Consider the following 25,842-nt stretch of genomic DNA (forward strand, 5'->3'; position numbering starts at 1 on the left):
GGCGCTGGTACACTCGGCGCACATGCCCAGCCGTACCGACGCCGTTCAGGAGGCCGTCACGCACATCCAGGCGTGGCTGGCCCACGCTCCTCCGCCCGGCGAGGCGATCGTGCGGCAGGCCGTCGTGCTGCGGCTGCTGCACGCGGCGGGGTTCGACATCTGGAACCCGGCGGAGGTCGTGCCGGAGGAGACGAACGGCGCCGGGCACCGCGCGGACTTCCTGATCCGGGCGGGCAGCGGCACGTTCGCGCTGGAACTCAAGGGCATGACCGTCACGCTGGGCCCGCGGGACTACCAGCAGGTCGTCACGTACGCCGCCAGCGAGAAGACCCCCTGGGCGGTCCTCACGAACGGGCGGGTGTGGGCCGTGCTGGACCGCCTGCACCAGCCGGGCGGGACCTTCGAGGAGCACGAGGTGCTGCGGCTGGAACTGGGCCGCGAGCCGCAGCCGTTCGCGGATGATTTCGCGCTGCTGTTCGACCCGGCCGTGTGGCGCGCCGATGGGGCGCGGGCGGCGGTGGCGCGCGTGCAGGCGCAGCAGCAGCGCCGCCTGGACGAGGCGCGCATCCTGCGCGAGAAGACCCCGGTCGTGGCGGACGTGCAGCGGCAGTTCGGGATCGCGTCCTTCGCGCTGGCGGCGCAGGCAGCGGCCGAGATGAACCGCATCACGCAGCAGGAGCGCGACGTGCTGCTGGGCGCGCAGACACCCCCGGCAGGCGACGCGTCAGAGGGGAGCGTGCACTTCACGTTCCGCGCGCTGGGCTGCGCGGCCCAGGCCCTCTACCTGCCGGACGGGACGTGGCGGCTGCTGGCGGGCAGTCAATGTGCGGCGCGCCGCCGGGACGAACCGGGCTGGCAGCAGTTCATGGCGCGGCGGGACGCCTGGGTGGCCGACGGCACGCTGCGCCCCCTGGACAACGCCCGGCTGGAACTCACGCGCGACCTGGACCTGAAGTCCGCGTCAGAGGCCGCCGCGATGGTCTGCGTACGGCCCGTGAACGGCTGGGACGCCTGGAAGGACGCGCAGGGCCGCCCGGCGCAGCACTGGCGCTGACGTTCAGCGGTTCGCGTCGCTGCTGTGGTCGTAGCGCCGGTAGATCAGTTTCTGCACGACCGCGTCTCCCAGCGCGGGGATCAGGCCTTCCAGCCAGACCAGGGGGCGGTACAGGCGCGGGACGATGGTCTCGGCCTTCGGGCGCAGCAGGACGCGCGCCACGGTCCGCGCGACGACCTCGGGGCCGGGCATGGGGAGGCGGGCGCTGGCGGTCATCTCGCTCCTGACGAAGCCGGGGGCGACCAGGCTGACGTGCACGCCGGTCCCGAGCAGTTCGCGCCGCAGCGCGAGGCTGAAGCCGCGGATGCCGAATTTGCTCGCGGAGTACATGCCGTTCGTCGCGGCGCGTCCGGCGACCGAGCCGATGTTCAGGATGTGGCCGCTGCCGCGTGCCTGGAATTCCGGCAGGACCAGCCGCGTGAGTTCGATGGGTGCTTCCAGGTTCACGCGCAGCACGCGCAGCGGGTCGGTGTCGTCCCACCACCAGCCCTTCTCGATGGTGACGCCCGCGTTGTTGATCAGCACGTCGATGTGCCCGTAGTGCGCGTGGGCGGCCGCGATGAGGGCGCGGCGCGAGGCGTCGTCGGTGACGTCGGTGGGGACGGCCAGCACGCGGGCGCCGCTGGGGTCCAGTTGCCGCGCCAGGGCGTGCAGGTCGTCGGCGCGGCGGGCGGCGATCACCAGCGCGTAGCCCAGGCTGGCGAGTTCCGTGGCGGTGGCCCGGCCGATCCCGCTGGACGCCCCGGTCAGGAGCACGACGGGCCGCGCGGTGGGGTGGCTGGGGGCAGGCTGGGTCATAGGGGTGATGGTATCCCCAAGGGCCACTCAGGTGCGCGTCAGCGGCGCGCCGGACACTGGGGGGATGATCCGCCGCCACCTGCCTCACGCGCTGCTGGGAGGCCTGCTGCTGGGCTCCGCCCTGGCCGCCACGTCCATTCCCAGCCTGCCCCCCGCGCCCGGCGTGCCCGTCCCGGTGTCCCCGGCGCCGCTGGAGGAGATCCCGCCCCTCTCACCCCTGACCCCGGCGCCGCGCCCGGTCACGCCCGCTGCCCCCTCGACCGGCAGTGCGGCGCAGCCGGTGACGCCGGGCGATCCGCTGTTCGCCTCTCAGTGGAACCTCGGGCTGATCCGCATGCCGCAGGCGTGGGCGCTGGAACGCAGCGCGCCCGTGACGGTCGCGGTGCTGGACACCGGGTTCGTGCGCAGCGCGGAACTGGGCGCGCGGGCCGTGAACGGCTACGACTTCGTCACGGACGCCCGGCGCGCCGGGGACGGCAACGGGCGTGACGCGGACGCCAGCGCCGTCGGGCCCTTCGCGTACCACGGCGAGGTGATCGCAAACCTGATCGGCGCGGCGCACGACGGGCGCGGCATGGCGGGCATCAACCCGGCGGCGAGGATCGTGCACGTGCGGGTGGCCGACACCGAGGGCACCATCACCGTGCCGGACCTGGTGGACGGCCTGAAGTGGGCGGCCGGGATTCCCGTGCCGGGCGTGCCCGCCAACCCGAACCCGGCGAAACTCCTGAACCTGAGCCTGTTCGCGGATTTCATTCCCCTGACCGGCTGCGACGCGCGCGTGCAGGCGGCCGTGGACGCCGTCACCGCGCGGGGCGCGCTGGTCATCGCGGGGGCCGCCAACGACGGCCAGGACGCCGGTGGGTACTCCCCTGCCGGGTGCCGGAACGTCCTGACCGTCACCAGCGTCACCGAGGCCGGTCAGCGGCCCGCGTACGCGAACTGGGGCCGCAGCGTCGCCCTGGCCGCGCCCGGCGGCGACCCTGCGCGCGGTATTCCGGCCGTCAGCATCAGCGGACCCGGCGGGCAGCGCGCCCCGAACGGCACCAGCTTTGCCGCGCCGCACGCGACCGGCGTCGCCAGCCTGCTGCTGGGCGCCCGGCCGAAACTCAGTCCGGCGCTGCTGCGCTCGTACCTGACGGGCAGCGCTGTACCCTTCCCCGGCGGGCGCTGCGATCCGCAGCCGGGCCACACCTGCGGCGCGGGCACCCTGAACGCCGAAGGAGCCCTGAAACGCGCGCTGGCCTCCAGCATCGGGAAATGAGATGAACGGAGAGGTGGGAGGTGAGGCGGGACCACCGGCCCCCCACCCACCCCGTACCCTGGGAGGCATGAGGTTCACGCAATGAACGCGCCCGCGTGGCGCATCTGGATCGTCGCCATCCTGATGATCGGCTGGGGCGCCCTGACCATCCGCTTCGCCACCCGCCAGGACTGGCCCATGGCCCTGCTGTGCGCCGTGCTGCTGATCAGCAACGGCGTCACCCTGTACCGACTGACGAAAAACGGCAAGTAACCCGGTGCAGCAAAAACCCCCGCGCGTGGCGGGGGCTTTTGTCTGTGGTGTGCCCGAAGGGATTCGAACCCCTGGCCTTCTGATCCGTAGGGCCCCAGGACGCTGTATCCGCTGACCTCCCCTGATGTCAGCTAGTCCTGAAAATATCGTCCTGGCGGCCATCCTCAGGGCACGCCCACCGAACGGCTATGACGTTTGCCGACGCTCATATCTTCTCGTGTTGCGCACGCGCTGCGCACGCCCGCAGCCGCGCGCGGTGACACCCCTCTGACCTGACCCGTCCGCTGTGAGCTTCAGGGGGCGGGAGGGCCGCCCGTGGGGCCACAGAGCCCGCGGCGGCCTGCCGCCCCCCAGCACAGCTCAACAGCCGGCCGCACGCCAGCAGGGCCAGCACCACGCGCGAGCAGCCCGCACAACGTGTCCTCGGGGGCCTCTCCCATCCCCGCACCGCGTGGTCGACACGCCCGTGCGATGTTGCTTAAATGCTGTCCCAGTGCGACTTGACTGTGTGAGAGCAGGTGATCCAGTGTGTGCTGCCCCGCGAGCCAGCACGCGCGGCAGGAGGTTCCCATGACGCCCCTATCGGATGAACGCCACACCCTGCACACCGCACGCGCCTGTCTCGCGCGACTGCTGCCGGCCCTCTCCCCTTTTTCCGACCCAGAGGTCCGTAGCCTGACCCTTGAGGCCGGGCTGCTCGCGCTGACCGCTGCCGCGCGGCCCCAGCATCTGGAGCTGACCAGTCAATTGCATCGGCACCTTGACCGCATGCGACAGCCGGGCCGCAACCAGCGTCAACTGCTACCCCACAGCCAGCAGCGCGACTCGGACCCACCAACTGTCAGGCTCGGACGCGAGCAGTTCGAGCCCTCGCTCCAGCGCATGCAGCGTTTCGCACATCAGGTGGGCCTGCCCTGGTTCACGCGGCAGACGCCCTCAAAGCACCGCATGCAGGTCAGCTACCGCGTCACGGAGGCCTTCGAGCGGGCTCTTGATGAGGCCTGGCGGTTACACGCGCCGCATGGAGGCACCCGCAACGCTCTGCAAGCCACCCTCGTCCTCGCCTACCTCAGCGTGCCCGAGGTCAGGCAACGCGTTCAGGCGGTGCAGGACCTCCGGTACGGGCAGGCAACGCCTTCACCGGCTACCGACGAGGATGGCGAGCGGGTGGCTCAGGTGCTGCGCCGATGCTGCATCCCCGTCCGGGGCGCCCCGACCTTACGCCACCAGGTGGTGCAGTTGAGCTACCGCACCACGCTGCCTGCTAACACCGCCCTGCGCCGCAGCCTAGCGGGTGAAGGCCGGACCATGGCGTACCTGCACACCGACCTGCTTGCGCTGTACCTGACGGCCCCCGACCTACGGGCCCTCATCGATCATGTGCTTGAGGTGCGGGGGGTCGAGTAAGCGTGCAGGCAGGAGGCCTTGGCCGAACGAGAGCCTACGGCACGATTAGCGGCAATCCCGGGAAGTCCGTGCTGAAGTCGCTCGGGTTGAGAGTCATGAGGGCGTCGGCATACGCCTCGGCATGAGCGCCGATCAGGAAGTCCGCAAGGATGCGGCGCGGTGGGGGTGCCTTCCCTGCGCGGCGCCGCGCCGCGTACCCCTGGAACGCGACTCCCGCCCGCTCCCACTCGCTGCTGTGAACTGAACGGTGGCGCCGGATGCCGTACTGTGCCAGAAGGGCGTCCAGCGCTGGGGGAGTCGTACCTGCTCCAGCGAGTAATTCCGCGTACACGACGTTGCTAATCAGGACGCGATTACCTGACGCTAGGTGGATAGCAACCAAAGTGGCGCACTTAGCAGCGCGGGGCTGACCGCCACGAATCTCGATGAGGATATTGGTATCGAGTGCAACGTTCAATTGCGCTCCCCTCCGCCTCTCTCAACCTCGTCGAAGCTGTCGTAGCCACGCAGATCGTACATGACCTGCGCAGTAGAGCGCCCTAGCGGCGCGTCACCGAGCGCGGCTAGGTCCGCCATCAGATTGACTGTTAGCGATACAACGAGTCGAGGGTCGGGGACCACCTTTTCACGCTCAAACGGGCCGACATCCGTGGGGGCACCTGGCGCGCGGCCTGCTATGCGCCGGAGTCGCATACCAAGCAGTCGACGCGTGGGCCGCACGATCTCAATCTCATCCCCATCACTTATCCCAAGAGCCTCAGCCACGCTCGCGGGAATTTCAGCATCCACACGTTGGGTGACGCGCGCTCTGACTTTCATGACCTCAGTATGCTCCGCTGCATGGTGGGGGTTTGAGGGTTGCTATGCAGAACGTCGCGCAGGGACGCCATACCGTTCAGCCCTGAGAGCACGCGAGGGCTCAAGAGCTACTCCACGAGCGCCTTGAGCAGGGCGTCGCGCGCGTCGGTGTAGTAGAGGAGGTTGATGCGGGTGATCATCTCGTCGCTCAGTTCGTTCATCTGCCGCCGCGCGCTGATCGGGACGAGCAGCGTGGCCGCGCGCTTCTCGATGGCGAGCTCCGCGACGTCCACTGCGTTGTAGAGGGGGTCGATGCCGCCACCCAGGTTGAGGCCGCCCACGACGATCAGGCCCCCTTTGAGGCTCTTGCCCATCAACACGCTGCACAGGGCGAGCAGCGCGGGCACCCCGAGGGCCGAGCCGCCGCGGGACGCGTCGAAGGCGCGGAGCTGGACGCTGAACTCGTGGGCGCGGGGGTCGCGCTCGCCCACGAGGTGCAGGGCCTGCGCGTACAGGTTCTGCTCGGCGTACTTGATGCTCTCCACGAAGGCGCGGGGCGCGGGGTTGTTGAGGACGCGCACGCCGGAGCCGGGTCCCTCGGTGACGTCGATGCGGTAGAGGCCGGCGTGCTCATCCTGCCCGCCTGGGCTGATGCCCCACACCTGGCCGGGTGGCAGGGGGTCACTGGCGATCGCGTCGTCGCTCTGAAGCTCTGGGGTGTTGACGAACTTCTCGACGTCGTCCTCGCCCAGCTGGTAGCTGAAGTGGGTGTTGCGAAATTCGGCGCTGCCGATGCGCTTCTGCTGCTCCTTGACCCGGCGGCGGCACTCGAGCGCGATCCGCACGGCCCATTCCAGGTCCTCGTCCGCGATGTCCTGCTCACCCCCGGGGTAGAGGAGCTTGAGCAGGCCGTTGACCGTGCGCTGAACGGCTGTCATGTCCCGTCCGCTGAGCGCGCCGCCGAAGCGCAGGCGGGGCGCGACCTTGTTCCAGCGGGACTCGAAGCGGAGCTGGTGCCAGCATTCGGCGAGGAAGTCGCTCACCAGGCCGAAGTGTCGGGTGAACAGTCCGGCGTGGAGCTTGGGGACGTCCCAGCCTGGCAGGAAGGCGTGGATGCGGTCCATCAGCGCCGTGTCGTCGCGCATCTCGGGGGGCATGGGGCCGAAGAGGTGTCCGACGCGCTGCTGGTGGGCGACGTCGACGTCGAAGTTACCCACCATGATCATGCCGCCGTCGGCGCGGATGCTCTCGCGGCCGCGGGAGAACTCCCCGCTCTCCATGTAGCCCTTCATGATGTTCACGCCGTCCTTCTGGTCGAAGGACACGCCGGAGACCTCGTCGAAGCACACGACGTCGTACTGGCACACCAGGCCGCGCTGGCCGTTCGAGTTGTTCACGAACATGCGCGCGACGCTCGCCTTGCCGCCGGACACCAGGTGGGCGTAGGGGGACACCTGCTGGTAGAGGTGGGACTTGCCGGTGCCGCGCGGGCCGAGCTCGACGGCGTTGTAGTTCCGCTCGACGAAGGGCACCATGCGCAGCAGCAGGACGTCGCGGGCCCGTTCGCTGAGGGCCTCCGGTTCGAAACCGACGCTGCGCAGCAGCACGGCCTTCCACTGCTCGGCCGTGAACCGCGCGCGGCCCTGGGCCATCTCCTCGAGCGCGGTGCGTTTGCTGAGCTGGATGGGCCGCAGGCCTGCCACACCGAATGGCCGCCCGTTTTTTTCCTGCGCGATGACGGCGTCGTACTCGAGCTCCACCTCGGCGTAGAAGCCGCCGGTGAGGAGGCGTTCGTGCTCCTTGACGAGCTCGGGGCTGATGCGCACGTCCTTGATCTGGAGGCTGGGCAGTTCGGCCAGGTACGCGTCGGTCTTCGCGTCGAGGCGGGTGGTCACGAGGTCGATCAGTTTGACGGACCCGCGTTCCCTCGCGCGGGCCTTGAAGAGCTCCTGGGTGCCGGCGCGGACGGTGCGTTCGCTCATCAGGCGCTGCACGATCTCGAGGCCCTCGGCGATCTCGTCGGGGTCGGTGCTGGCGCAGTAGCGGCCCAGCAGGAACTCGCCCACGTAGGTCGGGACGGGGTACTGACCTTTGAACTTGGTGGCGAGGTCCTTGCGGACGACGTATCCGTCGAAGGCGTCAGCCAGCAGTTCGTCCAGGGGGTCAATCACGGTGGCCGTCATTATCCCTCACCGCCGATCACGGTCATCTGGTTCCCTACCACTTGGCCTCCCTGCAGCAGCACCACGAATCCCGCCTGTCCTTCCAGGCTGTCGTCGTCCACGAAGAGGGACGCCTTGCCGTTGCCCTCGCCGCCCTTGCCACTGACAACGCTGGTGGCGGGATCGCCTACCTTCCGGCGCAGGTCCACCTGCCATGCACCGGCGCCTTCCACGTCCACGCGGCACACGAGGCCTTTCCATCTCACCTGGCTGATGCGGGCGGTGGCGGCGGGCGTGCGGGACTTCAGCGTGAGCACGGGCACGACGCTCTCCTGCAGGGACACGCCGCCGTGCCCGTAGGAGGTGCCAGCCTCGAAGCAGGCGACGCCGCTGGCCACGGTGACCTGCACGTCGGGGTCCCACGTCCAGGGGACGGTGGGCTGGTCCGAGTGGTTGCCGGGCTTGAGCAGCGCGCAGCGGCTCTTCTTGAGCTGCGTGATCGCGGCCGGCAGCTCGATCTTCGGGAGGCCGCCGGGGAGAAGTAACCACCCGTGGTCAGTCACGATCCGCACCTCGCGGTACCCGGCGGCGAGCAGGCCCTCCACCCGGTCCTGCAGGGCACGCAGCTCGTCTGGCAGGCGGGCCGGCATGAATTCGCCCTCGTCGTGCCCGAGTCGGTCGAAGTTGCCCAGTTCCGTCCAGGCGGCCCCCTGGGCGTCGCCCATGTCGTGGCGCGCGATGGGTTGGAAGCCGACTGAGCGGAGCTGGTCGCGCAGCACCTCGGCCGTGACCTTCCGGCCAGCGGCGCTCGCGTGCAGGTCCGCGTGCCCGGTCAGCGTGCCTGTGCCGGGGGCGACTGCGGGCTTCGCGGTGGATGTGACGGTCGGGAGCGCCGCGAACTGCCAGCCGAGGCTCACGTCGTAAGCGCCATCCAGTTGCTGTTCAAGGAGGCGCGCGACGTCGAAGCGCAGCCCGTCGACGAACAGCACGGCCAGCCCGGGCGTGGCGGTCCAGTTGCCGGAAGCAGGTCGAGGCAGGCCGTGCGCGAAGACCTCCTGCTGGAAGGCGGCGTTGGCGCGCTCCAGCCACTCGAGGTACAGGCCGCGCAGGGCCTCACCCACCGCCTTGACGTCCTCGGGTTTACGCACGCTGCCCAGGGCGGCGAGCACCGCCGCGTCCACCCGCCACGCGCGCGCCACATAGTCCTCCGCCAGCTCGCGGGCCGTCCCCCCCACCGGCAGCTGCGTGCTGCCCGCGGCAAGGCCGACGAGGGCCTCCAGGGCCCGCGCCAGGGGTGCCCGGCCGAGCTCGGCCCACACCCAGGCCCGTCGGGCCCCGTGCGCGGCGTCCAGCTCGGTGAGCCGAGCGCGGGCCTTCGCCGGGGCCAGCGTGCCCACCTGGGCCAGCTCCGCGCGCAGGGCGTCCTCATGGGCCTGGTTGACCTGCGGCCAGGCCTCCTCACGCGCCGCGCCCTGAGTGTGGGCAGCTTCCAGTTGCGCCACGACCCCGGGGTACCGGCCCGGCTGATCACGGAAGCGCCGCCACACCTGCTCCCACGCGCCGTCCCCCTGGGCCAGGGCAGCGGCGGCCTGAAGTGGGCCGTCCTCGCGGGGGTGCAGCCCATAGACCGCCTGCATGGCGTCCCCGAAGCCCGAGTCGGTCTCCTGAGGGTCGTTCAGCCAGGCGAGCACTTCGCCCTCGAGGTCGGGATGCTGGATGGCCCGCAGCACCGGCACCGACAGGGGCGCGCGGACGCGCAGGTCTTCAATGGACATGGTCAGCAGCCTGGGAAGCGCGCGCAGCAGCTCGGCTTTCGTCTCGGCACCCTCGACGACCGCGACGTTCGCCCCGAGACTGGGGTGCGTCAGGAAGGCGGACACGCCCCAGGGTCGCCCATTCGGATGCACCCAGGTCGCGCCTCGGTACTGCAGTTCCACGAGGGGCCGCAGTTCCTTGGCCGCCGTCCCGGGCCGCAGATCATCACGGGATACGCCCGGCAGGTACAGGACGGGCACGGCGTGCTGAGCCATCACCACGTCGGGCAGGGTCCCAGCGATCGCGGCCCGCAGCCAGAGGGCCGGCCCGGTCAGACTGGCCAGGTCATAGCGGCCCAGGGTGAGGACCGGCAGGTGCGGGCGCAGCTCGGGGATGGCCGACTCCCACTGCCGCCCCGGGTCAAACCAGAGCAGGGCAGCGGGAGCCACCTGGTCACCCTTGTTGTAGGCGCTCGCCCCCTTGAGTCGGGTGAGCAGGACGTCGAAAAGGCGCGGCGTGGCGGGCATGTGAGGGCAGTCTACCGTTCACCCCCAGCTCAGGCTTCAGGGGGTGTCGAAGAGTCCCGGTTGCGTGCTCACGGGCCTGACCGGCGGGGGCAGCAGGAGGGCGTCCTGAATGGCGTAGAACATCTCGTTGTCCGCCGTGACGCTCACCGATTCGGCAAAGGCGCGGGCCAGCGCCTGGTTGCCTTCGGCTGGCAGGTCCAGGACGAAAACGCGCCGTCCCAGACGGTGGGCGTCCTCTGCACCTGCCCAGGTGCCGCTCTGGGCTGTCTTGCCTTCGACCTTCGTCTCTTTGACTCCCGTCTGCGCGACGATGACGAAGTCGGCCAGCGCCACGATCAGGCGGTTGCGCATCATGGCGAAGCGTCCCTGCCAGCGCGACTTGGGGTGCAGCTCGGACAGGAGGGCCACCTGCCCTTCGAGCAGGCCACGGTGGCGCTTACGGAGCAGGGTTGCTGTGGCCTTGTCGAGCAGGCCCTGCGGCAACACCGAGACCACGTTGCCGCCGGCGCTGAGGGCCGCCTCCTCGGCCTCCTGATCGACGCCGCGGGCGTTACCGCTCACCAGCACGAGCCCTTCACTGGCGAAGAAGGCGGCTGCGCGCCGGGCCGCGTCGAGCGCCTCCGGGCTGGCGTCACGCGAGCCGATGATCGCCACGGTCCGGCGGGCGTTGAGCAGGTCGCGGCTGCCCGCGAGGTACAGGGCCACTGGGGTGCGTTGCTTGAGTGCGCGCTTGAAGCGGTTCGGATATGCGGCGTCGCGGCCGGTCACGACGCTCATCCCCTGGGAGGAGAGCTCCTCCAGGAGAAAGGCTTCCTGCGCGGCGGTGTCGAAGGCGGCGCGGACGGCGTCCCTTGTGGGGGCGTCCACGCCGGGGTACGCGGCCTCGGCCCAGGCGGTCAGGTTGGCAGCCTCGCCGTCCAGTTCCCTGGCGGCCTGCAGCGCGGCGATTCGCCCCGCAGGTTTCAGGCGGGCGTGGGCGAGAAGATGCCAGTACAGGTGTTCACTCATGCGTCACTCAAGCGGGTCTTGGCGATGGTCACGGGGTAGATCACCCCGGCGCCCGCCTCCTTCAACACCTTACCAGCTTCAGCCATCGTGATTCCGCTGTCGAACACATCATCGAGCAGCAGAATGTTTTTACCGTAAAGCTCGTCGCCGCACTTGAAGACGCCCTTGAGGTTGCGCTTCTTCCCTTCACGCGAGGCGAAGCCCTTCTGGGCCACGGTCAGGCGCGTCTTCGTCAACGTGTCCATCAGCGGCTTTCCAAGCCTGTCCGCCACCTTGCGGGCAAAGTTCTCGACCAGCGGGCCGCTTTCCGAGGGGGGCATGAACGTGACGGCGTCAATGTCCTCGTGAGGCAGACGCGCCCGCACCAGCCGCACGACAGCCTCGACCAGTTCGTCCGGGAAGTCTCCTCTTCCCTCGTACTTGCTGCCCCCGACGAGCTCACCGACCCGCGTATGGCCGTAGTAGTCGACCGCGTACCCGGACGCGAAGATCGGCTCTCCTTTCAACACGTTCCTAAGCGAGAGCTTGGGGTACTCCGTGAACTCACGCGCAACGCCCATCAGGTCAGGCAGCACCTGCACAGGCGGCAGGCTCACGCAGCGGTCACAACGCCCGCACGCCTGACCCTCCGGGTCGCCAAGAAATTGCGTGAAGTACCGCATCCGGCAGCCATCGTGCGCGGCGTAGGCCTCCATCACGGCCAGTTCCTCCAGGCGGCGGTCATGGGAGGCGTTGATATCCAGGCCCTGAACGTTCACGGCCCGCAGCAGACGGTAGTACCCATCCTTGTCCTTCGCCAGCGCGCCGTCGAGCATCAGGTCCGTCAACACGCGCTTGACGATGTTCTCGCTCAGGCCGCAGTGGGCCTCCAGATCTCGCAACCGCAGAGCCTCGGACGTCAGCGCCTGGATAACCCTCTCGTAGTGCTCCTCGAGCGGCTTGCTGCGAGCGATGAAGTGCCGCTGCAGTTCAACGTCATTGGCCTTGTAGAGCAGCACCACGTCGGCCGGCTGACCGTCGCGCCCCGCCCGCCCCACCTCCTGGTAGTAGTGCAGCGGCGAGCCGGGAAACTCGGCATGTATGACGAAGCGCACGTCCGGCTTATCGACGCCCATCCCGAGCGCGTTCGTTGCCACGACCACCTTCAGCTCGTTCGCCATGAAGCGCCGCTCCACCTCAGGGCGATCAGGACGTGCACTGTGATAGTGCTCCGCCTCAATCCCCTGCTCGCGCAGGAACAGCGCCAGGGCCTCCGTCTGCGCCTGCGTGGCCGCATACACGATGCCCGTCCCCGCGGCCGCCTTCACGAAAGCCGCCACGTTCGCGTACTTCTCCCCCTCGTTGTCCACCACGATCGTGCGCAGGGCCAGATTCGGGCGCACCAGCGGCCCGCGAATCACCCGCGCCCCCTGGCCGATCTGGATCAACACGTCCTGCTCGACGCTCTCGGTTGCCGTCGCCGTGACCGCCACGACCGGGACACTCTGCGGCAGCAGCTGAACGACCCGCGCGATGCGGCGGTAATCAGGCCGGAAGTCATGCCCCCACACGGAGATGCAGTGCGCCTCGTCCACGACCATGGCCTTGATGGGCAGACGCGGCACGAACTCCTCCCACAGGCTGTTGTCGAGTCGTTCAGGGGCGATCAGTAGCAGGTCGACCATGCCCTGAGCGGCCCGCTCCAGGATCTCGCGGTGCACCGCCTGACGGGAGGCGGGATCATCCGCCTCGCCCTGATCAGAGTTGATGAACTCCGCGCGCAACCCGAACCCCTGCGCTTTGGCCGCCTGGTCCCGCATGAGTGCCCGCAGAGGCGAGAACACCACCGTGAGACCCTTGACCCGCGCCACCATCTGGTACACGAGGCTCTTGCCCCACCCGGTGGGCTGAACCAGCAGCAGGCGCTCACCGTCCAGCACGGCGCTGATGGCCTCCTCCTGTCCCGGCTTGAAGGCCTGCAGGCCAAATTCCTCGCGCAAGATCGCCTTCAGGTCGACGGGCCGGGTCATCGTCATATCTTCCATGTGATCCTCTCCTGTGGCGCGCCGCCACTCGCGGGCGCAGTGTTCGAATACGCCTCTCAACTGCGTCACTGCCTGATGAAGCTCCCGCACCCAATCGGGAGCGGGCTGGTATGCCTGCGAGTTCCGCCCCTCGAGCAGATCGGCGATCTTTCGAGTGCCGCCGCCCAGCTCCTGCAGCAGCAGGGCCTCCCTGACATCCGGGACATGCTGGGCGTAGATATCCAGAAAGCCCTGGACCTGCTCGAAAAAGGTCAGGATCTCCGCGTGCTCGTCAGGCGACAGCAGGTCACGCCTGCGCCAGAGCAGGTCATCGAGGATGACGCCCTGCAGGGCTTCACACCGAGTGAGTTCATCCTCCAGCAGGTGGATGTCGGACATGTACATCCGTGGGAACAGGTCAAGGCGCTTGAGGGGCGGTGCCAGAACTTTCGTCTGCGGGGGCTCCTCCGGGTCAGGAAGGGCCGAGGCCACCGCCAGAGGAGGAGCAGCCTGACTGACAGGCTGATCGAACTCGTCCGGCGCACGCCCTTTCCCACCTGAAGGCACATCGGCGCCATCCAAGATCTGCGGCTCCTCCAGTGCGGCGCCAACCACAGGCCCCCGCCGCACAAAACGTGCCCCGTCCCCCTGCAACCAGCGAGTCACGTGCTGCATGTCGTACGGGACGCCCTTCCTCTCTTCGCGCCTTACCGCCGTCACCTGGGCGTCGCAGACCAGATGCAGTGAAGCCACCAGCTGCTCAACATCCTGCCGGGTGTCGAAAGAGAAGGCCTGTCCCCCCATCAGGCGGCCGTTCAGCAGAATCACGTACGTCGATGCAGTGGGCGATGAAGTCAAGCGGGAGCCTGTACGCCCGCTCGGGCCCGCCGCTTCTCGTCCAGCGTCAGGTGCAGGTCGTTGTGCCGCTCGGTGGTGCCACTCGCGTTGGGTTTAGGATCGTTGCCGCGGTCCTTCGTCCACTTCACGTTCACCTTCGCGCGCAGCACGCCAGCCATCACGAAGGGCCGGATGTTGAGGCGTACACCATCGTTCAGGTCAGGCGCCCAGCCCAGCGCCTGCTCGTGCAGGGGCTTCCAGCGCACGTAGATGTCGTAGGGCGGTTCACCCGCCAGGATGGCCTCCAGCTTGCCCTGAAGCTCCCTGGCCGCCACGAGGCGAGCTTCCGCACCCGCCGTCTTGGCGCTGACTTCAGCCTGCTGCTGGTTGATCCAGTTGCCCAGGTACGTGTAGGTCAGCTTCTCCAGCCTGGCCCGGTCGAGGCCGTGGTAGTTCACGATGGCGCTGAAACCATCCTTGCGTCCGTCCCAGATGTGCCAGAGGAAGGGGCGGTGGTGGAAGAGCTTAGCGTGCTGCTCGAAGAACTTGTCACGCAGCCACGTTGCCAGATCGGGGCTGCCCACCCCTGCGAGCAGTTCCGCGAGCTTCGCGGGCGTCCACGCCGAGCCGAAGCCCTGCGCCAAGGCGTCCAGCAGACGCTCGTGAGCGGCCTTCTCGCCTGCCACGGGCGGCAGGCAGACGATCCCGTCCGCGTCGGGCACAACGTCATCCTTGACCTGCTCGGGCCAGGCGTAGCCAAGGAGGCGCGCCATCGCCACCTGTAGTGGCTCAGATGTATCGTCGATGGTACCTTTAAACATCCATTGAGTAGGATCTTCCGAACGGATCTCAAGCAAGCCTTGAGGAAGCTTTTCCTGAGCCTGCTGACGCCAATATTCAATATCAATCGAGGCTTTAAGAATATAGCCGTTATCGACGTTGCCCTTTTGATTAACATCCCTGATAGATGAAGCCAACCCACCGCTCTCGGCAAATAGCCAAAAGGCAGCTAGGTCAGACTCATTTGACGGTATAAGTGCTGCAACGTTGGTATCGAATCTAGCTCCGGAGTATCTACCAGCAGACAGACTGGACATCTGACTAATCGCTATGCCCTTCTTTCCCCATGCCTCACGACCTCTTATATATGCACCACTTGCGTTTTGAATACCTTCGATATCTTCCACATAAGAACATCCACAACTAGACTCTTGTGTTATCGACGATTGATAGTAGTGCCACTTATTTTCAGGACATATAACAATTTCCCAAAACCTGCGACGATACCTTGAATCGTCCCCAGTAGTGATACCCTTATAACAACCGGCCACTTCGCTTATAGCGACGCCTTTATCATTATTTCTAAATGAAATGATGGAATCAGTTTTATCAGCCTGAGCTGCCTGATTTACTTCAACAAGGTCGCCAAGCAAAAGGGAATTCATCTTTTCGTTCACCGTCTTGGAGTGGCTAGCCTCTACCCCCATTATCCTATTCTCGCGTCCCGGCCTTACATTAGACATCGCAAGCAGGGCAACATTCACAACTTCCCCACTGATAGTCTCAAACGCGCCCGAACCTAACCGCGCCACCCAGTCCCATTTCTGATCCCTCAGCAGATTCTCACGAAGCTTTTTGTAGCTACCTAAGAAGAGCCAATTCTGAGGAGTCACCAGTGCGTATGTGCCGCCCTTTTTCGCAAATTCACGGCAACGCTCTACAAATACACTCGCGAGGTCGGCCTTGCCCATTGGAAAACGTCGCTCTACGAAATCGGCTAACACCTCACCCTGCTTAGCTCGCGCTAAATAAGGCACATTTGTAACGACGAAGTGGTAACTCCCGTTCAAGAGGTGGGCCGCTTTGGCGACACCCTCTACTGTTTCCCCAAAAATTGCGCTTGCCGGATCCTCTTTCTTCTCGCCTTTCCCCAATTTGTCCATTAGGCCCGCAAGGTCTTGCAAAGCATCCTCACCAAACATTCCCAGCGCTTCTACAGTTTGCCTCGGGTTGATGAGGCTGCCGAGGTCGGTGGCGTTTTTGAATTCGGCGTGCAGGTCGCGCAAGACCATCTTCGTGTTGGTGTCGTCTACCAGGGCAAGCCAGTCGTTGACGTCCGCGCCGACGGGGATGCCGCTGCAGGCCACGTGTGGCACGGGCACTTCGCGGTAGCCGCCGGCCTTCCAGGCCTCCAGGGTGAGGTTGAAGGCGGCGAGCTGGGTGCAGCGGGGGTCGAGTTCCAGGCCGTGCAGGTTGTCGCGCAGGACGGCCTCGGCGGCTTCGGCTTCGCTCAGGCCTTCCTCGATCATCCGCAGGCGCCGGAGCAGGGCGAACGCCGCGACGAGGAAGTGCCCGCTGCCGCAGCAGGGGTCGATGACCTTCAGCTCCTTCACGGTGGCAGGCCAGCCGTCGAAGGTGCCTGCGGCGGGGGTGCCGTCCTCCAGCGTCCGCAGGTAGCTTTTCTCGGTGGGGAGGGGCTGGTCGGGGTGCCGCGCCGTCCACCACGCGCCGATGGTGTTGTGCAGCATGAACTGCACCATGTAGTGCTCGGTGAAGAGCTGCGTGACCGGGCTGATGTCCGCACCGGCGATCTTGCGCCCGCTGTCGTTGACCTGCTTCTTGCGGCGGGCCTGCCAGAACTGGTACACCCAGCCCAGGCCGTCATCGGCGGTGTAGGCGGGCTTGGGGATGCCGTCCAGCAGGGCTTCGAGCGTCTGCCGGTGCTCGGGCGCGAAGCGCACCTGCAGCAGGGGGTCCTGCGGGCGGAAGATGCCGGGCAGCATCAGCGCGGCGTACTTCGCGGCGACCGCGTAGGCGTCCGGCTCGCCCTCATCGGCGGCCAGCTCCGCGCAGTCAGTCAGGCTCACGCTGACGCCCTCGGGGTGCATCAGCAGGCCGTTCGCCTCAAGGAAGCGCGCGAAGAGCATGGTGTGCCACTGCTCGTACGCGCACTCCCGCACGAGAGCCTCCCGCCCCCCGAGCTGCTTCTCCTTGGCCTGGAGGCGGCGCCGCAGCTTGCGCGCGTCGTCATCCAGGTGATCCAGGTCACCCGTGCGCTGGTTGTGCAGGAGGAGGGTGTCGAGGGCCTGCCGCGCCGCTTCCTCGGCCGCGTCACGGGCTTCGATGATGGCCCTTTCCAGGGTTCGGCGCAGGGCAGTGTCAAGTGCGGTCATTTCGTCCTCCAGTCCGCCAGATCATCCACGCGAAGGGTCCAGGTGTCTCCACGGAGATATTTAACTAAGTACTCGTACAGTGCCGAATCTTCACGAACATAAAGCTTTAACCCATGTCGCATCGGAAAGCCATTCTCATGGTCCGATTTGCTGGTAAGCCAACCAAAATCAGATACGTCTCCGCTTCTTTTGAATTTTTGATCGATTATTCTAACTAAAAATGGATTTATGGATGACAGGAAAAACAGCTGGAATTTTCTTGGAGTAGCTGCACACTCAATACATTTGTGATCTAAACCATAATCTGGATCCATATCAATGAAATGCACATCTTCGTGACCTAATTCTTTCAGAACAGATATACCCATAGGCCTTAAGGAGCCAGCAAGGCATCGCTCACATATACAATCAGATCCATCTTTTTTAATCCCATTTTTCCAATTAGATTCATCAATTTCGTACATTATGTTATCGAATCCACCCATTAAGTCCTCCGATCTTCATCCTTTAAGCATTTCCCAGTGGCTCTCTTGCAGTTCGTACAACAACTCCGACTCCTCGCCCTCTCGGGTGAACACCGCGAGGTGGCGCATGGCGCGTGAGCATCCGACGTAGAAGAGGCGGCGGTCCTTGAGCTGCTCCTCGGTCTGCTCCTCACTCGGCAGTTCCGTCACGTCGCGGGGCATGACGCCATCCACGACGTTCCAGAGGATGACGATGGGGAACTCCAGGCCCTTGCTGGTGTAGAGGTTCAGCACCTTGATGCAGTCTGCGTCGAGGCGCAGGCCGCGGCTGGACATGTAGTTGGCTTTGACCTTGTGCGCCTTCAGGGCCTTCGCGAGGCTGACGCCGACATCCTGCGCCTGATGCTGGGTGCCGGCGACGAGGATGGCGACGTTGCGCTGGGGTTGCTTCTGAGTGCGGCAGGCTTCGCGGATCTCGTCGAGCAGCCGCTGTACCTCGGTCTCCGCTGTCACGGTGATCACGCGGGGTTTGGGGCCGCTGGCGAGGCCTTCGGTCAGGGCGGCTTCACTGTCCTCGAGGGCGAGGCTCTCGCGGATGTCGGCGACCGCCCGGACGATCTCGGCGGAGTTGCGGTAGTTGCGTGTCAGGACGTGCACCTGCGCCTGGGGCCAGCCCTCCTTCAGGGCGTCCCAGGTGAAACTGCTCTCGTACAGCGTCTGATTCGCGTCGGCTGTGACGTACAGCCCGCCGGGGGTCTTCACCATGCTGGCGAGCATGCGCAGCGTGATGGGGCTGAGGTCCTGCGCTTCGTCGATGATCAGGAAGTCGAAGTCCGGGGTCAGGCGGCCGTCCTCGTAGGCGGTGAGGGTCCGGCGGCGCAGCGTCGCCCAGGTGAGCGCCCCTTTGTCCTGTACGGCCACCTGGAAGTCGGTGTACAGCCGCCAGATCAGCTTGCGGTGCGCGGCGGAGATGGGGGATTTACGTCCGGCGCGGGGCGAGGCGAGGTAGGCCTCCTCGCTGTCGACCCCGGTCAGTTCGATCACGTCGAAGAACTCGGTGAGCAGGTAGCGGGCACTGAATCGGCGCAGGGCCGGGGGCTTGTTCGCAGCGATCCCGTCGAAGATCTGCGCCGTGAGGGCGTCGGTCGGGCCGAGGATCACCCCGATGTCCTCCACCTGGTCGAGCATGCCCTTGGCGAGGCTGTCCACCGTACTCACCCGCACGGCGTGGGGATCGTCGGGGAGGAGGACGGCCAGCTGCTCCTTGCTGGCCTCGACGAGTGCGTTGGTGTAGGTGGTGTAGGCGATGCGGGCGTCGGGGTAGCGCTCGACCAGAAGCTTGGCGCGGTACAGCGCCACGGTGCTCTTCCCGCTGCCTGGGCCGCCCTTCACGACGATCGGCGCGCTGCCTCCCTCCACCCCGACGGCGCTGAGGTGGCGCTGCTGGTCGTCGAGCTTGAGGAGTTGCGTGGTCAGTCGCCCCTCGACGAGGTCTTCAAGGTCGGTCGGTTTCGCGAGGATGTACGCGGCCTGCCCGAGGCGTTCCTGCCACTTTTTCGAGTACAGCAGGTCGACGACCTTGCTGAAGACCGGGTAGGGCAGGTCGACCTCCAGCAGGTCGTCCTCGGTGCGGCAGGCGGAGAGGACGGCTGCGTCGTGTCCCCGGATGCGCCACGCCTCCAGCAGCTCTGCGGTGAGGGGGTGTGGCAGCGGGGTGGGCTGACCGGGAGCCGCCACGGGGGTGAGGGTCACGTCCGGCACGACCGTCAGGCCGTCCTCGTCGGGGATACCGAGCTTGCGGTACACGTCCTTGCGTGGCAGCACGCTGATGAAGGTCAGCACGTGCCCTTGCTGCTGGTACAGCACGCGGTAGTCGTCGATGCGGATCCGCCAGGCGTCCACCTGCTGCAGCTTCCGGATGTCCAGCTGCCGCTCGGCGTTGGTGGGGTCGCGCTTCAGGATGGCGAGGGCCTTCTCGACACGCTCGTGGACGCGCCTCGGGAGGGCCCCGAGCTCGTGCATGAAGGTGGGGGTGACCGTCTGCTCGGCAGTCATGGATGAAGTGGTCGTCATGTCGCCTCTCAGAGGATGACGACGGGGTTCCCGGCGTCGAGGTGCGCCATCAGCTCACGGCGCAGGTCGTCGAGGTAGCGCTCCACGTCCGCGGCGTTTTCGATGCTGGCGCCCCTGGGCGTGACGTGCCGGGCCTGCGGGCGGGCACGCTCGATGACGTCCTTCTTGGCCTTCTGCAGCAGCGCGGTCAGGGCGTCGGTGCGGCTGTGCCACTCGCTGATGGGCGTCCGGTCGAGTTCGCCCACCACGTCCAGGATGGAGCTGAGCTTGAGCTTGGGGGCTTCCTCGATCTTTGCGCTGCGCAGGACGGCCGCGTGCGCCGATTCGTCCAGGCGGTTCCACTCCGGCATCGCGCGCAGCTCAGCCAGGCAGGCCGCGTGCCGCTCGTCGTACGCCGCGAGTGCTCCTTTCAGCTTCTCGCGGAGGTCGTTCATGATGTCGGTCGCGAGCGGCTGCACCGGATCGACGTCGTCGAGCAGCAGGCGCCCGGTCTTGATGGCTTCCGCCTGGGCCGCGAGTTTCTCGGTGCGGTTGTGCTTCAGGAGGCGCTGCAGCAGTTTCCAGTTCGGCAGGCGCTTCTCGGCCAGCTCGGCGGCCGCGCTGACCTCCTTGTGGAAGGCCAGGAGCTCGTCGCGTTTCGAATGGGCCCACGCGAGTTGTTCGTTGCCCTGCATAGATGCCCCGTCCTTCAGCCAGCTCGTGTCCCGGCGCTCGGGGAGTGGCGCTTCTCCCCCTGCGCGGTCCGCGAGGCCCTGGAGGAGGGTCAGCAGCTGGGTGACGCCCTGCCCCTCCTGGTTGGGGCCGACGTGAATGCCGGCCTCGGTGAGGAGCTTGCGGATCTGGATGCGTTGAACGGGCGAGAGGGTGACGCTTTCCGGCTTGAAGTCCGTCTGGCTAATCTTGCCTGCCTCGATGGCCTTGGCATCCACTGGGCTGCCGTTCAGGCTGGCGCGCAGGTGTCCGGTGAGGGTCAGCAGGATCAGCGGGCCGTCGATGGCGTCCTGGGGCCAGCCGTAGGGGACGCTGCTGAACTTCCGTCTCACCTCGCTGCCTTTGACGCCCGGCCCGACCGCCTCGAGGACGGCTTTGCCGACGGGGTGCTGCTGCGGCTCCCCCGTGTATCCGACGGCCTCCAGGGCGCCGTTGTTGCCTGCGCGGGCCTGCTTGAGCACGGAGGCCCAGCCGGTGTGGTCGGCGGTGCCGAACTGGGGGTAGAGGCGCACGAGGGCGGCCTGCACGGCGGTCTGCACGCTGGGGCGCAGGCCTCCTTCGCTCAGCTCGTTCCCGCCCCCCTGGTAGACGCGGGCGTGATCCACGACCTCCGCGACGATGGCGTTCACTTCAGCGTCGGCCTGCTCCGCGCGGGTGCGCATGGCGGCCTGGGCTTCGCGCGCTTCGGGGGTGCTCACGGCCGTGCGGGCGGTCAGCACCTCGCTGGCGGCGAGCTTCACGGCGAGGGCGCGGCGCAGGTCGTCGGCGCGGTGGCGTGGGAGGTGCACGTGCACGACCGCGCCGCGCGCGCCCTCGACGCCGAACGCGCGGGCTTCGGCGCGGACCGTGTCGAGGGGGGTGCTCCACTCGTCGCGCACCCACACGGCGACCATGCCGCTCTCCAGGTCGGGCGTGTCGTCGGCGTAGTGAACGTCGACCTTACGGGGCGTCTTCGAGTTGCCCTGCACGGCACTGACGCCCCTGAGGGTGGCCTGTACCCGCTCTCGCAGCAGGCGCCCGCGTTCCTGCGCGAGGCGGACGTCGTCGTTCACGATCTTGTTGTTCGCGGTGTTGAACGCGCCGGTCCATTCGGACCCTTCGCGCGTCTGGAGGCGGTACGCGTCTCCGACGAGCATCACCTCGCCGCGCTCCACCAGCTCCGACAGGACCTCGGGGATGCGGGCGCGCAGGCCGGAGCTGCCCGCGTTGAGGTCCTCGACCACGAGGTCAGCCAGGGTGGTGGCGTCGGCCTTGACGCCCTCCTCGGTGCCGAGCTTGCCGATCAGGAAGATGGTCTGCGCTAGGCGGTGGCGGAGGCGCCCCGTGTCGCTGCCGTCGTTCAGCTTGGCGATCATGCTGTCGGTCTCGGGCAGCAGCACCCCCGACTGTTTCATGTGCGCGACCTGCTCGCCGTAGATGAAGTCCGCGCCGACCACATGTCCGATGGGCTGGCGGGCGACGGCCTTGCTCGCCTCGTGCGTGATGCGCAACTGGCTGCGCAGCTGCCCGCTGCTGCCGCCACGGTCGATGGAGCGCAGCACCCTCTCCCAGAAGCGCCTGCGGGTGGGCAGGAGGGGGTAGTCCATGGAGAGGATCGCCTTGTCCTCCATGCGCGGCGCGATCTTCGTCCCGGCCAGGTGGCGGTCGATCTCACCGCTCGTCGCGTCGAGGGTCGCCTTGAGCTGGCCGAGCTGGGCGGGGTCCTTGCGGAGGATGACCTGCCGGATGACGTTCTCGACGTCGGCGTCGCTGAGCTCGACCGAGAGCGGGAAGCGCCCCCGGATGCGCGCCAGCTGCGGCGTGGCCCCCATCGCCGACTGGCCGGTGGCGATCACGAGGACCTTCCCGCCGAAGCGTTTGCTGCAGGTTTCGACCAGCTCCTGCACCTGCATGGCCCGCTCGTTGCTGTCCATGATGTACTGCTGCAGCTCGTCAAGGACGAACAGCGTGCAGGGCACCCGGTCACTGCCGGTCTTGAAGCGGAAGACGGCGGCCAGGGCGTCGACCAGCTCGTCGTTGCTGACGTCCTGCGTCTGCGGGAACTGGTGGCGCAGCGCCTCGAGCGCCGCGTCGTCACTGCTCAGCGAGGTCAGCGCGTGCGTGCGCACTGCCGAGGCCAGCCGCGGCGAGACGAACATGTTCCGCAGCTCGTAGGCCCAGTCGCCGCCGGCCTCCTCGACCATCGCTCGGGTCGCCTGAAGCGCTTCCCGCTCGTGCAGCCACAGCACGAGCCGCGCCTGGTGGTACTGCTCGGGCAGCTCCGCGGCGCGGAAGGCGATCTGCAGGAAGGCCATGCGGGCGAACTCGGCCACGCCGCTGTTCAGGGTGCCGGCGGCTGACCACACGCCGCCCGCCTGACGGCCACGGGTGTTGAGCTCCTTGAGCAGGCGCTGGATGTCCTCGGGGAGGTCCACGAGGTCGCGGGCCTGGCGGCCAGCCTCGGCCGTGCCTTCGGGGAAGGTCGGGTTGCGCCAGAGGTACTCCAGCACCCGCACCAGGTGGGATTTACCGCTGCCGTAGAAGCCGCTGACCCACACCGAGGGTTGCTCGGGGGCGTCCACGTGGTCGACGTACGACTGAAGGATCTGCGTGAGGCCGTGAGCGTACTGGCCCTCACAGACGAAGGAGGAGAGTTCCCACTGCAGCACGCGCCATTCATCGGGCGTTCGGGGCGTGCCGAGGGTGGAGACGCCCTGGTTGGGGATGTCGGTGGCGAGCGGGTCACGGGCGAAAACGGCGGAGTTGGTCAGCATATGCCCTCTTTCAGACGGTGATCGGCGTTGAGAGGTAGTTCCAGCCGTCTCCCACGCCGAGCAAGTGATACGAGTGATGGGTGTAGGTACCAGGGAAGAACAGCAGCAGGCGGCCCGGGATGTCGGTCACCACACGGTCCACCACGCGCGAGACCTTGGTGAGGCTGTACAGGGACGCCACGCCGGTCACCGCCAGGAGGCTATTGGGCCCTCCCTGGCACAGCTCAGTTCTGAGGAGGTCGGCCACGTGCGCCTCGAAGTCCTCCAGCGCGCCGTCGACGAGCTGGGGGCTCTTGAAGTAGGCCTCGCGGTAGGGGTGGGCCGCCATCCAGTGGGCGAACACGTCGGTCAGGTCGATGTGCCGCCACTCGCGCCCGTGCTTCCTGGCGGCCAGTTCGAATTCGGTCGTGCGGGTGCGTAGCCGCCGCTCGTGCTCAGGGGGGTAGACCGCGAACCACACCCGTTGTGGCCCGGCGAGGTTCGCGGGCCAGGGCAGGTCACGGTGCACGTGGTGCTTCTCGAAGGCGGCCAGCAGTTGGTCGAGGGGACTTGGACTCATGCGGCCCGGAAGGTGATCTCGAGGACGTCGGCGATGCGGCGGTAGCCCAGGTACCCGAGTGTGCTGGCCCGGTAGGCCAGGTCGTCGAGTTCGCCCTCGGCAACATCGAGCGCCTGGGCGTACGCCGTGCGGTAGAGCATCACCCCGCGCGCGCCCTCCAGGTACCCGAGGTAGAGCGCGAAGGCGACCGCTTCCGGCGTAGGCCTAGCCTGCGAGCGGCGTTTGATCCGCACACCTTGCAGGTGACCGGCCTGTGCCCAGCTGGACATCAGGTTTCTCCCCATGCTGCTTTGGGTTTTGTTGGATGGGGCTGGCCCCCAGCGCTCCGTCATCCACCTGCGGAGCGCCTCCTGGTCGATGACAGTGCCCTGCGGCAGGGGCAGCAGGTACTCGGCGCTGTCTCGCAGGCGATGGTCGTGCGCCAGACCCAGCAGCAGGGCCAGCAGGGGGAGAGCGTCGGGGTTGGCACGGCGCAGCGCTGCCAGCTTCTGGAAGGTGGGTCCTTCGAAGCTGTACAGGCGTTGCAGATACTTCCAACTCACGGTGCGCGTCCGGGCGGTTTGCTTCAGCAGCGCGTTGTCGTCAATCACCGCCGCTCGGTAAGCGTCACGCGTCCCTTCAGGCACCGCATCGAACAGGCTGCGCAGGTCCTCGATCATGAGGGTGCGGCTGTCGTGAACGGTAGATACAGGGGGCATGGTCCTTCAGGATAGCGTGTCGGACGGCATTCCCTCCCACACTTTGCCGTAGGTGGCATGGACGGCTTCGGCGTCCGCGAAGAACTCGAGCGGATGACCCAGGAAGCCGGCGAACTTCCCATAGACCTTCGTGAAGCGGCGCTCGTCGCGGGCCTGGGCGCGCTGCAGGGCGGCTGGGCTCGCGACGTACCGGCCGTGAAGCACCGCCTCGTCACCCCGAAGCGTCCGGTGGCGGCTCTGGCTGGGGTAGACGAGCCCAAGGCAGCGCCTGCACCCTGTGACGTCCTCTTCCCTGGTGTGCACGGCGTAGATGCGGCGGGTGGGGCGGTTGCAGGCGGGGCACAGGTACAGCCAGCGCACTCCCCGCCGCTGCTGCTGAGAGCGAAGACGCACCTGTGGCCAGCCGGGCACGGCCCAGGGTGTCAGCAGCCCCTCGGCCGGGTTGAATGACCAGGGCAGCCGGGCGGTGTCCTCCGGTGAGTGGGCGCAGCCCCTGGCGAGCTCATCGGGAGAGATCGAGCCGATCGCTTCGGTGATCAGCACCCGGCGCAGGCGGCCCGTTCGGCTGCACTGGGCGGCCACCGACACTTCAGCGAGGGCTGGCCTGAGGACGACGCCTTCAGCCTGGATGGCCGCGCAGGTCCGGAGGTCAACGGTCAAGCGGGTGGGCATACGCCCACTGTGCAGACGATGGTCTGTCACTTCACGCGAATTGCCCCAGTCGCGCTACGCCATCAACATATCGGCCTGAATTTATCTGGTATCCACATGTTTTTTCTACCCTGGTAGCACGGGGTTCGCAGCGAGGTCAAGACCGCCGCTTTATGCCGTGCAGGACGCATCTCATCCCTCATCTCTCTCATGTCGTTTGTTACCTCTTGACATCCCTGGTGTCGTCTGACAATGCTCTTGCCCGTGAGTACGAACGGAGGCCAAATAAAAACGAGCAGGCTCGGGGATCCCGACGCCCTCGCCCCGGCCGACGCTTGGCTCATCGACGAGTTGGATGGCGACCTCACCGCCTGCCTGCACGAACTGGACGAGAGCGTCACATACATCGACCTCACACCCGCCTGGGGCAGGCAGTCGAGCCGCCAGGCGCGCCACACGGCCAACCGGTGCAACGTCCAGGCGGCCTACCGCCTGCGTGCTGGACGTTCCCGCCACGGGCTCCAGAGCCTGATCCGGCGTCACCGGCGACAGGTGAGCCGACTGCTCCAGCACCCGGACCTCGTCACCTACACCGAGGCGGCGTACACCGGAGAGGCCATCTGGGAGGAGCTGTTCTACACCCTCCAGCTCTGGCTGCTGGCCCGGTTCTGCGTCTCCGTCTGCCTGTTCAACGCCTGGGTCGAGGAGAGCGCCACCCTCTGGCGCGCCCTGATCGAACGGCTGATGGGGAGCGCGCACGAGCGCCTCAGACTCCCACCCAGGCGAAGTCGCCCCGCCGTTCAACCCCGCGCCCCCGCTGCAACTGAGTTGGCCTTCGTGTGACCCCCCCGGGTTCCTCGCCTTCTTAGTCACAACACGCCGTTGCCCCCCGCAG

The 25,842-nt window shown here is 67.2% G+C and carries 18 protein-coding genes; 5 read left to right on the forward strand and 13 right to left on the reverse strand.

Features of this window, described 5'->3' with window-relative positions:
- The first annotated feature begins 22 nt into the window (after nucleotides 1-22).
- Nucleotides 23-1,054 (forward strand): DUF4357 domain-containing protein, encoded by a 1,032-nt coding sequence (locus tag SY84_RS06335; RefSeq protein WP_046843312.1) that lies wholly within the window; start codon nucleotides 23-25, stop codon nucleotides 1,052-1,054.
- Between the two features lie 3 nt (nucleotides 1,055-1,057).
- Here SY84_RS06335 and SY84_RS06340 read toward each other — a convergent pair whose 3' ends face one another.
- The gene (locus tag SY84_RS06340) at nucleotides 1,058-1,852 is read right to left on the reverse strand and encodes an SDR family NAD(P)-dependent oxidoreductase (protein WP_046843313.1); all 795 of its coding nucleotides are present in this window, start codon (nucleotides 1,850-1,852) and stop codon (nucleotides 1,058-1,060) included.
- A 64-nt stretch (nucleotides 1,853-1,916) separates the two neighbouring features.
- Between SY84_RS06340 and SY84_RS06345 the strand changes: the two genes are divergently transcribed.
- The 3 genes from SY84_RS06345 (at nucleotide 1,917) to SY84_RS06350 (ending at nucleotide 4,775) form a co-directional block, all read left to right on the forward strand.
- Nucleotides 1,917-3,116, forward strand: coding sequence for a S8 family serine peptidase (locus SY84_RS06345; RefSeq protein WP_046843314.1), 1,200 nt, complete (start codon nucleotides 1,917-1,919; stop codon nucleotides 3,114-3,116).
- A gap of 81 nt (nucleotides 3,117-3,197) precedes the next feature.
- Nucleotides 3,198-3,368 carry a hypothetical protein gene (locus SY84_RS16705; RefSeq protein WP_168927150.1) on the forward strand — a complete coding sequence of 57 codons (171 nt, stop codon included), beginning with the start codon at nucleotides 3,198-3,200 and terminating at the stop codon, nucleotides 3,366-3,368.
- Nucleotides 3,369-3,938: 570 nt separating this feature from the next.
- Nucleotides 3,939-4,775 carry a hypothetical protein gene (locus tag SY84_RS06350; RefSeq protein ID WP_157882909.1) on the forward strand — a complete coding sequence of 279 codons (837 nt, stop codon included), beginning with the start codon at nucleotides 3,939-3,941 and terminating at the stop codon, nucleotides 4,773-4,775.
- Between the two features lie 34 nt (nucleotides 4,776-4,809).
- Here SY84_RS06350 and SY84_RS17060 read toward each other — a convergent pair whose 3' ends face one another.
- The 12 genes from SY84_RS17060 to SY84_RS06400 form a co-directional block, all read right to left on the reverse strand.
- The gene (locus tag SY84_RS17060) at nucleotides 4,810-5,232 is read right to left on the reverse strand and encodes a type II toxin-antitoxin system VapC family toxin (protein WP_081424524.1); all 423 of its coding nucleotides are present in this window, start codon (nucleotides 5,230-5,232) and stop codon (nucleotides 4,810-4,812) included.
- A 469-nt stretch (nucleotides 5,233-5,701) separates the two neighbouring features.
- Nucleotides 5,702-7,744 carry a BREX system Lon protease-like protein BrxL gene (brxL, locus tag SY84_RS06355; protein WP_211117128.1) on the reverse strand — a complete coding sequence of 681 codons (2,043 nt, stop codon included), beginning with the start codon at nucleotides 7,742-7,744 and terminating at the stop codon, nucleotides 5,702-5,704.
- Between the two features lie 11 nt (nucleotides 7,745-7,755).
- Nucleotides 7,756-10,017, reverse strand: coding sequence for a BREX-1 system phosphatase PglZ type B (gene pglZ / locus SY84_RS06360; RefSeq protein ID WP_046843317.1), 2,262 nt, complete (start codon nucleotides 10,015-10,017; stop codon nucleotides 7,756-7,758).
- Between the two features lie 36 nt (nucleotides 10,018-10,053).
- On the reverse strand, nucleotides 10,054-11,025 hold the full coding sequence (locus tag SY84_RS15820; RefSeq protein ID WP_052751062.1) for a DNA-processing protein DprA: 972 nt from the start codon (nucleotides 11,023-11,025) through the stop codon (nucleotides 10,054-10,056).
- Nucleotides 11,022-13,856 carry a RecQ family ATP-dependent DNA helicase gene (locus tag SY84_RS06370; RefSeq protein ID WP_052751063.1) on the reverse strand — a complete coding sequence of 945 codons (2,835 nt, stop codon included), beginning with the start codon at nucleotides 13,854-13,856 and terminating at the stop codon, nucleotides 11,022-11,024. The genes SY84_RS15820 and SY84_RS06370 overlap by 4 nt, the downstream gene beginning before the upstream one ends.
- Before the next feature lie 26 nt (nucleotides 13,857-13,882).
- On the reverse strand, nucleotides 13,883-17,038 hold the full coding sequence (locus SY84_RS16175) for an N-6 DNA methylase (protein WP_046843318.1): 3,156 nt from the start codon (nucleotides 17,036-17,038) through the stop codon (nucleotides 13,883-13,885).
- Nucleotides 17,035-17,502: a hypothetical protein gene (locus tag SY84_RS16455; RefSeq protein WP_157882910.1), complete on the reverse strand. Its 468-nt coding sequence runs from the start codon at nucleotides 17,500-17,502 to the stop codon at nucleotides 17,035-17,037. Before SY84_RS16455 ends, SY84_RS16175 begins: the two co-directional genes overlap by 4 nt.
- A gap of 36 nt (nucleotides 17,503-17,538) precedes the next feature.
- Nucleotides 17,539-19,575: a 3'-5' exonuclease gene (locus SY84_RS06380; RefSeq protein ID WP_081424525.1), complete on the reverse strand. Its 2,037-nt coding sequence runs from the start codon at nucleotides 19,573-19,575 to the stop codon at nucleotides 17,539-17,541.
- 8 nt (nucleotides 19,576-19,583) lie between these two features.
- On the reverse strand, nucleotides 19,584-23,039 hold the full coding sequence (gene brxC / locus SY84_RS06385) for a BREX system P-loop protein BrxC (RefSeq protein ID WP_046843320.1): 3,456 nt from the start codon (nucleotides 23,037-23,039) through the stop codon (nucleotides 19,584-19,586).
- A gap of 10 nt (nucleotides 23,040-23,049) precedes the next feature.
- The gene (locus tag SY84_RS06390; RefSeq protein ID WP_046843321.1) at nucleotides 23,050-23,598 is read right to left on the reverse strand and encodes a hypothetical protein; all 549 of its coding nucleotides are present in this window, start codon (nucleotides 23,596-23,598) and stop codon (nucleotides 23,050-23,052) included.
- Nucleotides 23,595-24,257, reverse strand: coding sequence for a hypothetical protein (locus tag SY84_RS06395; RefSeq protein WP_046843322.1), 663 nt, complete (start codon nucleotides 24,255-24,257; stop codon nucleotides 23,595-23,597). The genes SY84_RS06390 and SY84_RS06395 overlap by 4 nt, the downstream gene beginning before the upstream one ends.
- Nucleotides 24,258-24,302: 45 nt before the next feature.
- The gene (locus SY84_RS06400) at nucleotides 24,303-24,956 is read right to left on the reverse strand and encodes a hypothetical protein (protein WP_157882912.1); all 654 of its coding nucleotides are present in this window, start codon (nucleotides 24,954-24,956) and stop codon (nucleotides 24,303-24,305) included.
- A gap of 255 nt (nucleotides 24,957-25,211) precedes the next feature.
- Here SY84_RS06400 and SY84_RS06405 point away from each other — a divergent pair, with 255 nt between their 5' ends.
- Entirely contained in the window at nucleotides 25,212-25,790 is a 579-nt protein-coding gene (locus SY84_RS06405) for a hypothetical protein (RefSeq protein WP_157882913.1), read from the forward strand.
- Nucleotides 25,791-25,842: the final 52 nt, after the last annotated feature.

This window comes from Deinococcus soli (ex Cha et al. 2016) (assembly GCF_001007995.1).
GTDB lineage: Bacteria > Deinococcota > Deinococci > Deinococcales > Deinococcaceae > Deinococcus > Deinococcus soli.

Bases quoted from the DNA above. Each gene is read 5' to 3' on its own strand.
- SY84_RS06335 (WP_046843312.1), top strand. From the start codon at position 23: ATGCCCAGCCGTACCGACGCCGTTCAGGAGGCCGTCACGCACATCCAG.
- SY84_RS06340 (WP_046843313.1), bottom strand. From the start codon at position 1,852: ATGACCCAGCCTGCCCCCAGCCACCCCACCGCGCGGCCCGTCGTGCTC.
- SY84_RS06345 (WP_046843314.1), top strand. From the start codon at position 1,917: ATGATCCGCCGCCACCTGCCTCACGCGCTGCTGGGAGGCCTGCTGCTG.
- SY84_RS16705 (WP_168927150.1), top strand. From the start codon at position 3,198: ATGAACGCGCCCGCGTGGCGCATCTGGATCGTCGCCATCCTGATGATC.
- SY84_RS06350 (WP_157882909.1), top strand. From the start codon at position 3,939: ATGACGCCCCTATCGGATGAACGCCACACCCTGCACACCGCACGCGCC.
- pglZ (WP_046843317.1), bottom strand. From the start codon at position 10,017: ATGCCCGCCACGCCGCGCCTTTTCGACGTCCTGCTCACCCGACTCAAG.
- SY84_RS15820 (WP_052751062.1), bottom strand. From the start codon at position 11,025: ATGAGTGAACACCTGTACTGGCATCTTCTCGCCCACGCCCGCCTGAAA.
- SY84_RS16175 (WP_046843318.1), bottom strand. From the start codon at position 17,038: ATGACCGCACTTGACACTGCCCTGCGCCGAACCCTGGAAAGGGCCATC.
- SY84_RS16455 (WP_157882910.1), bottom strand. From the start codon at position 17,502: ATGTACGAAATTGATGAATCTAATTGGAAAAATGGGATTAAAAAAGAT.
- SY84_RS06380 (WP_081424525.1), bottom strand. From the start codon at position 19,575: ATGACGACCACTTCATCCATGACTGCCGAGCAGACGGTCACCCCCACC.
- brxC (WP_046843320.1), bottom strand. From the start codon at position 23,039: ATGCTGACCAACTCCGCCGTTTTCGCCCGTGACCCGCTCGCCACCGAC.
- SY84_RS06390 (WP_046843321.1), bottom strand. From the start codon at position 23,598: ATGAGTCCAAGTCCCCTCGACCAACTGCTGGCCGCCTTCGAGAAGCAC.
- SY84_RS06395 (WP_046843322.1), bottom strand. From the start codon at position 24,257: ATGATCGAGGACCTGCGCAGCCTGTTCGATGCGGTGCCTGAAGGGACG.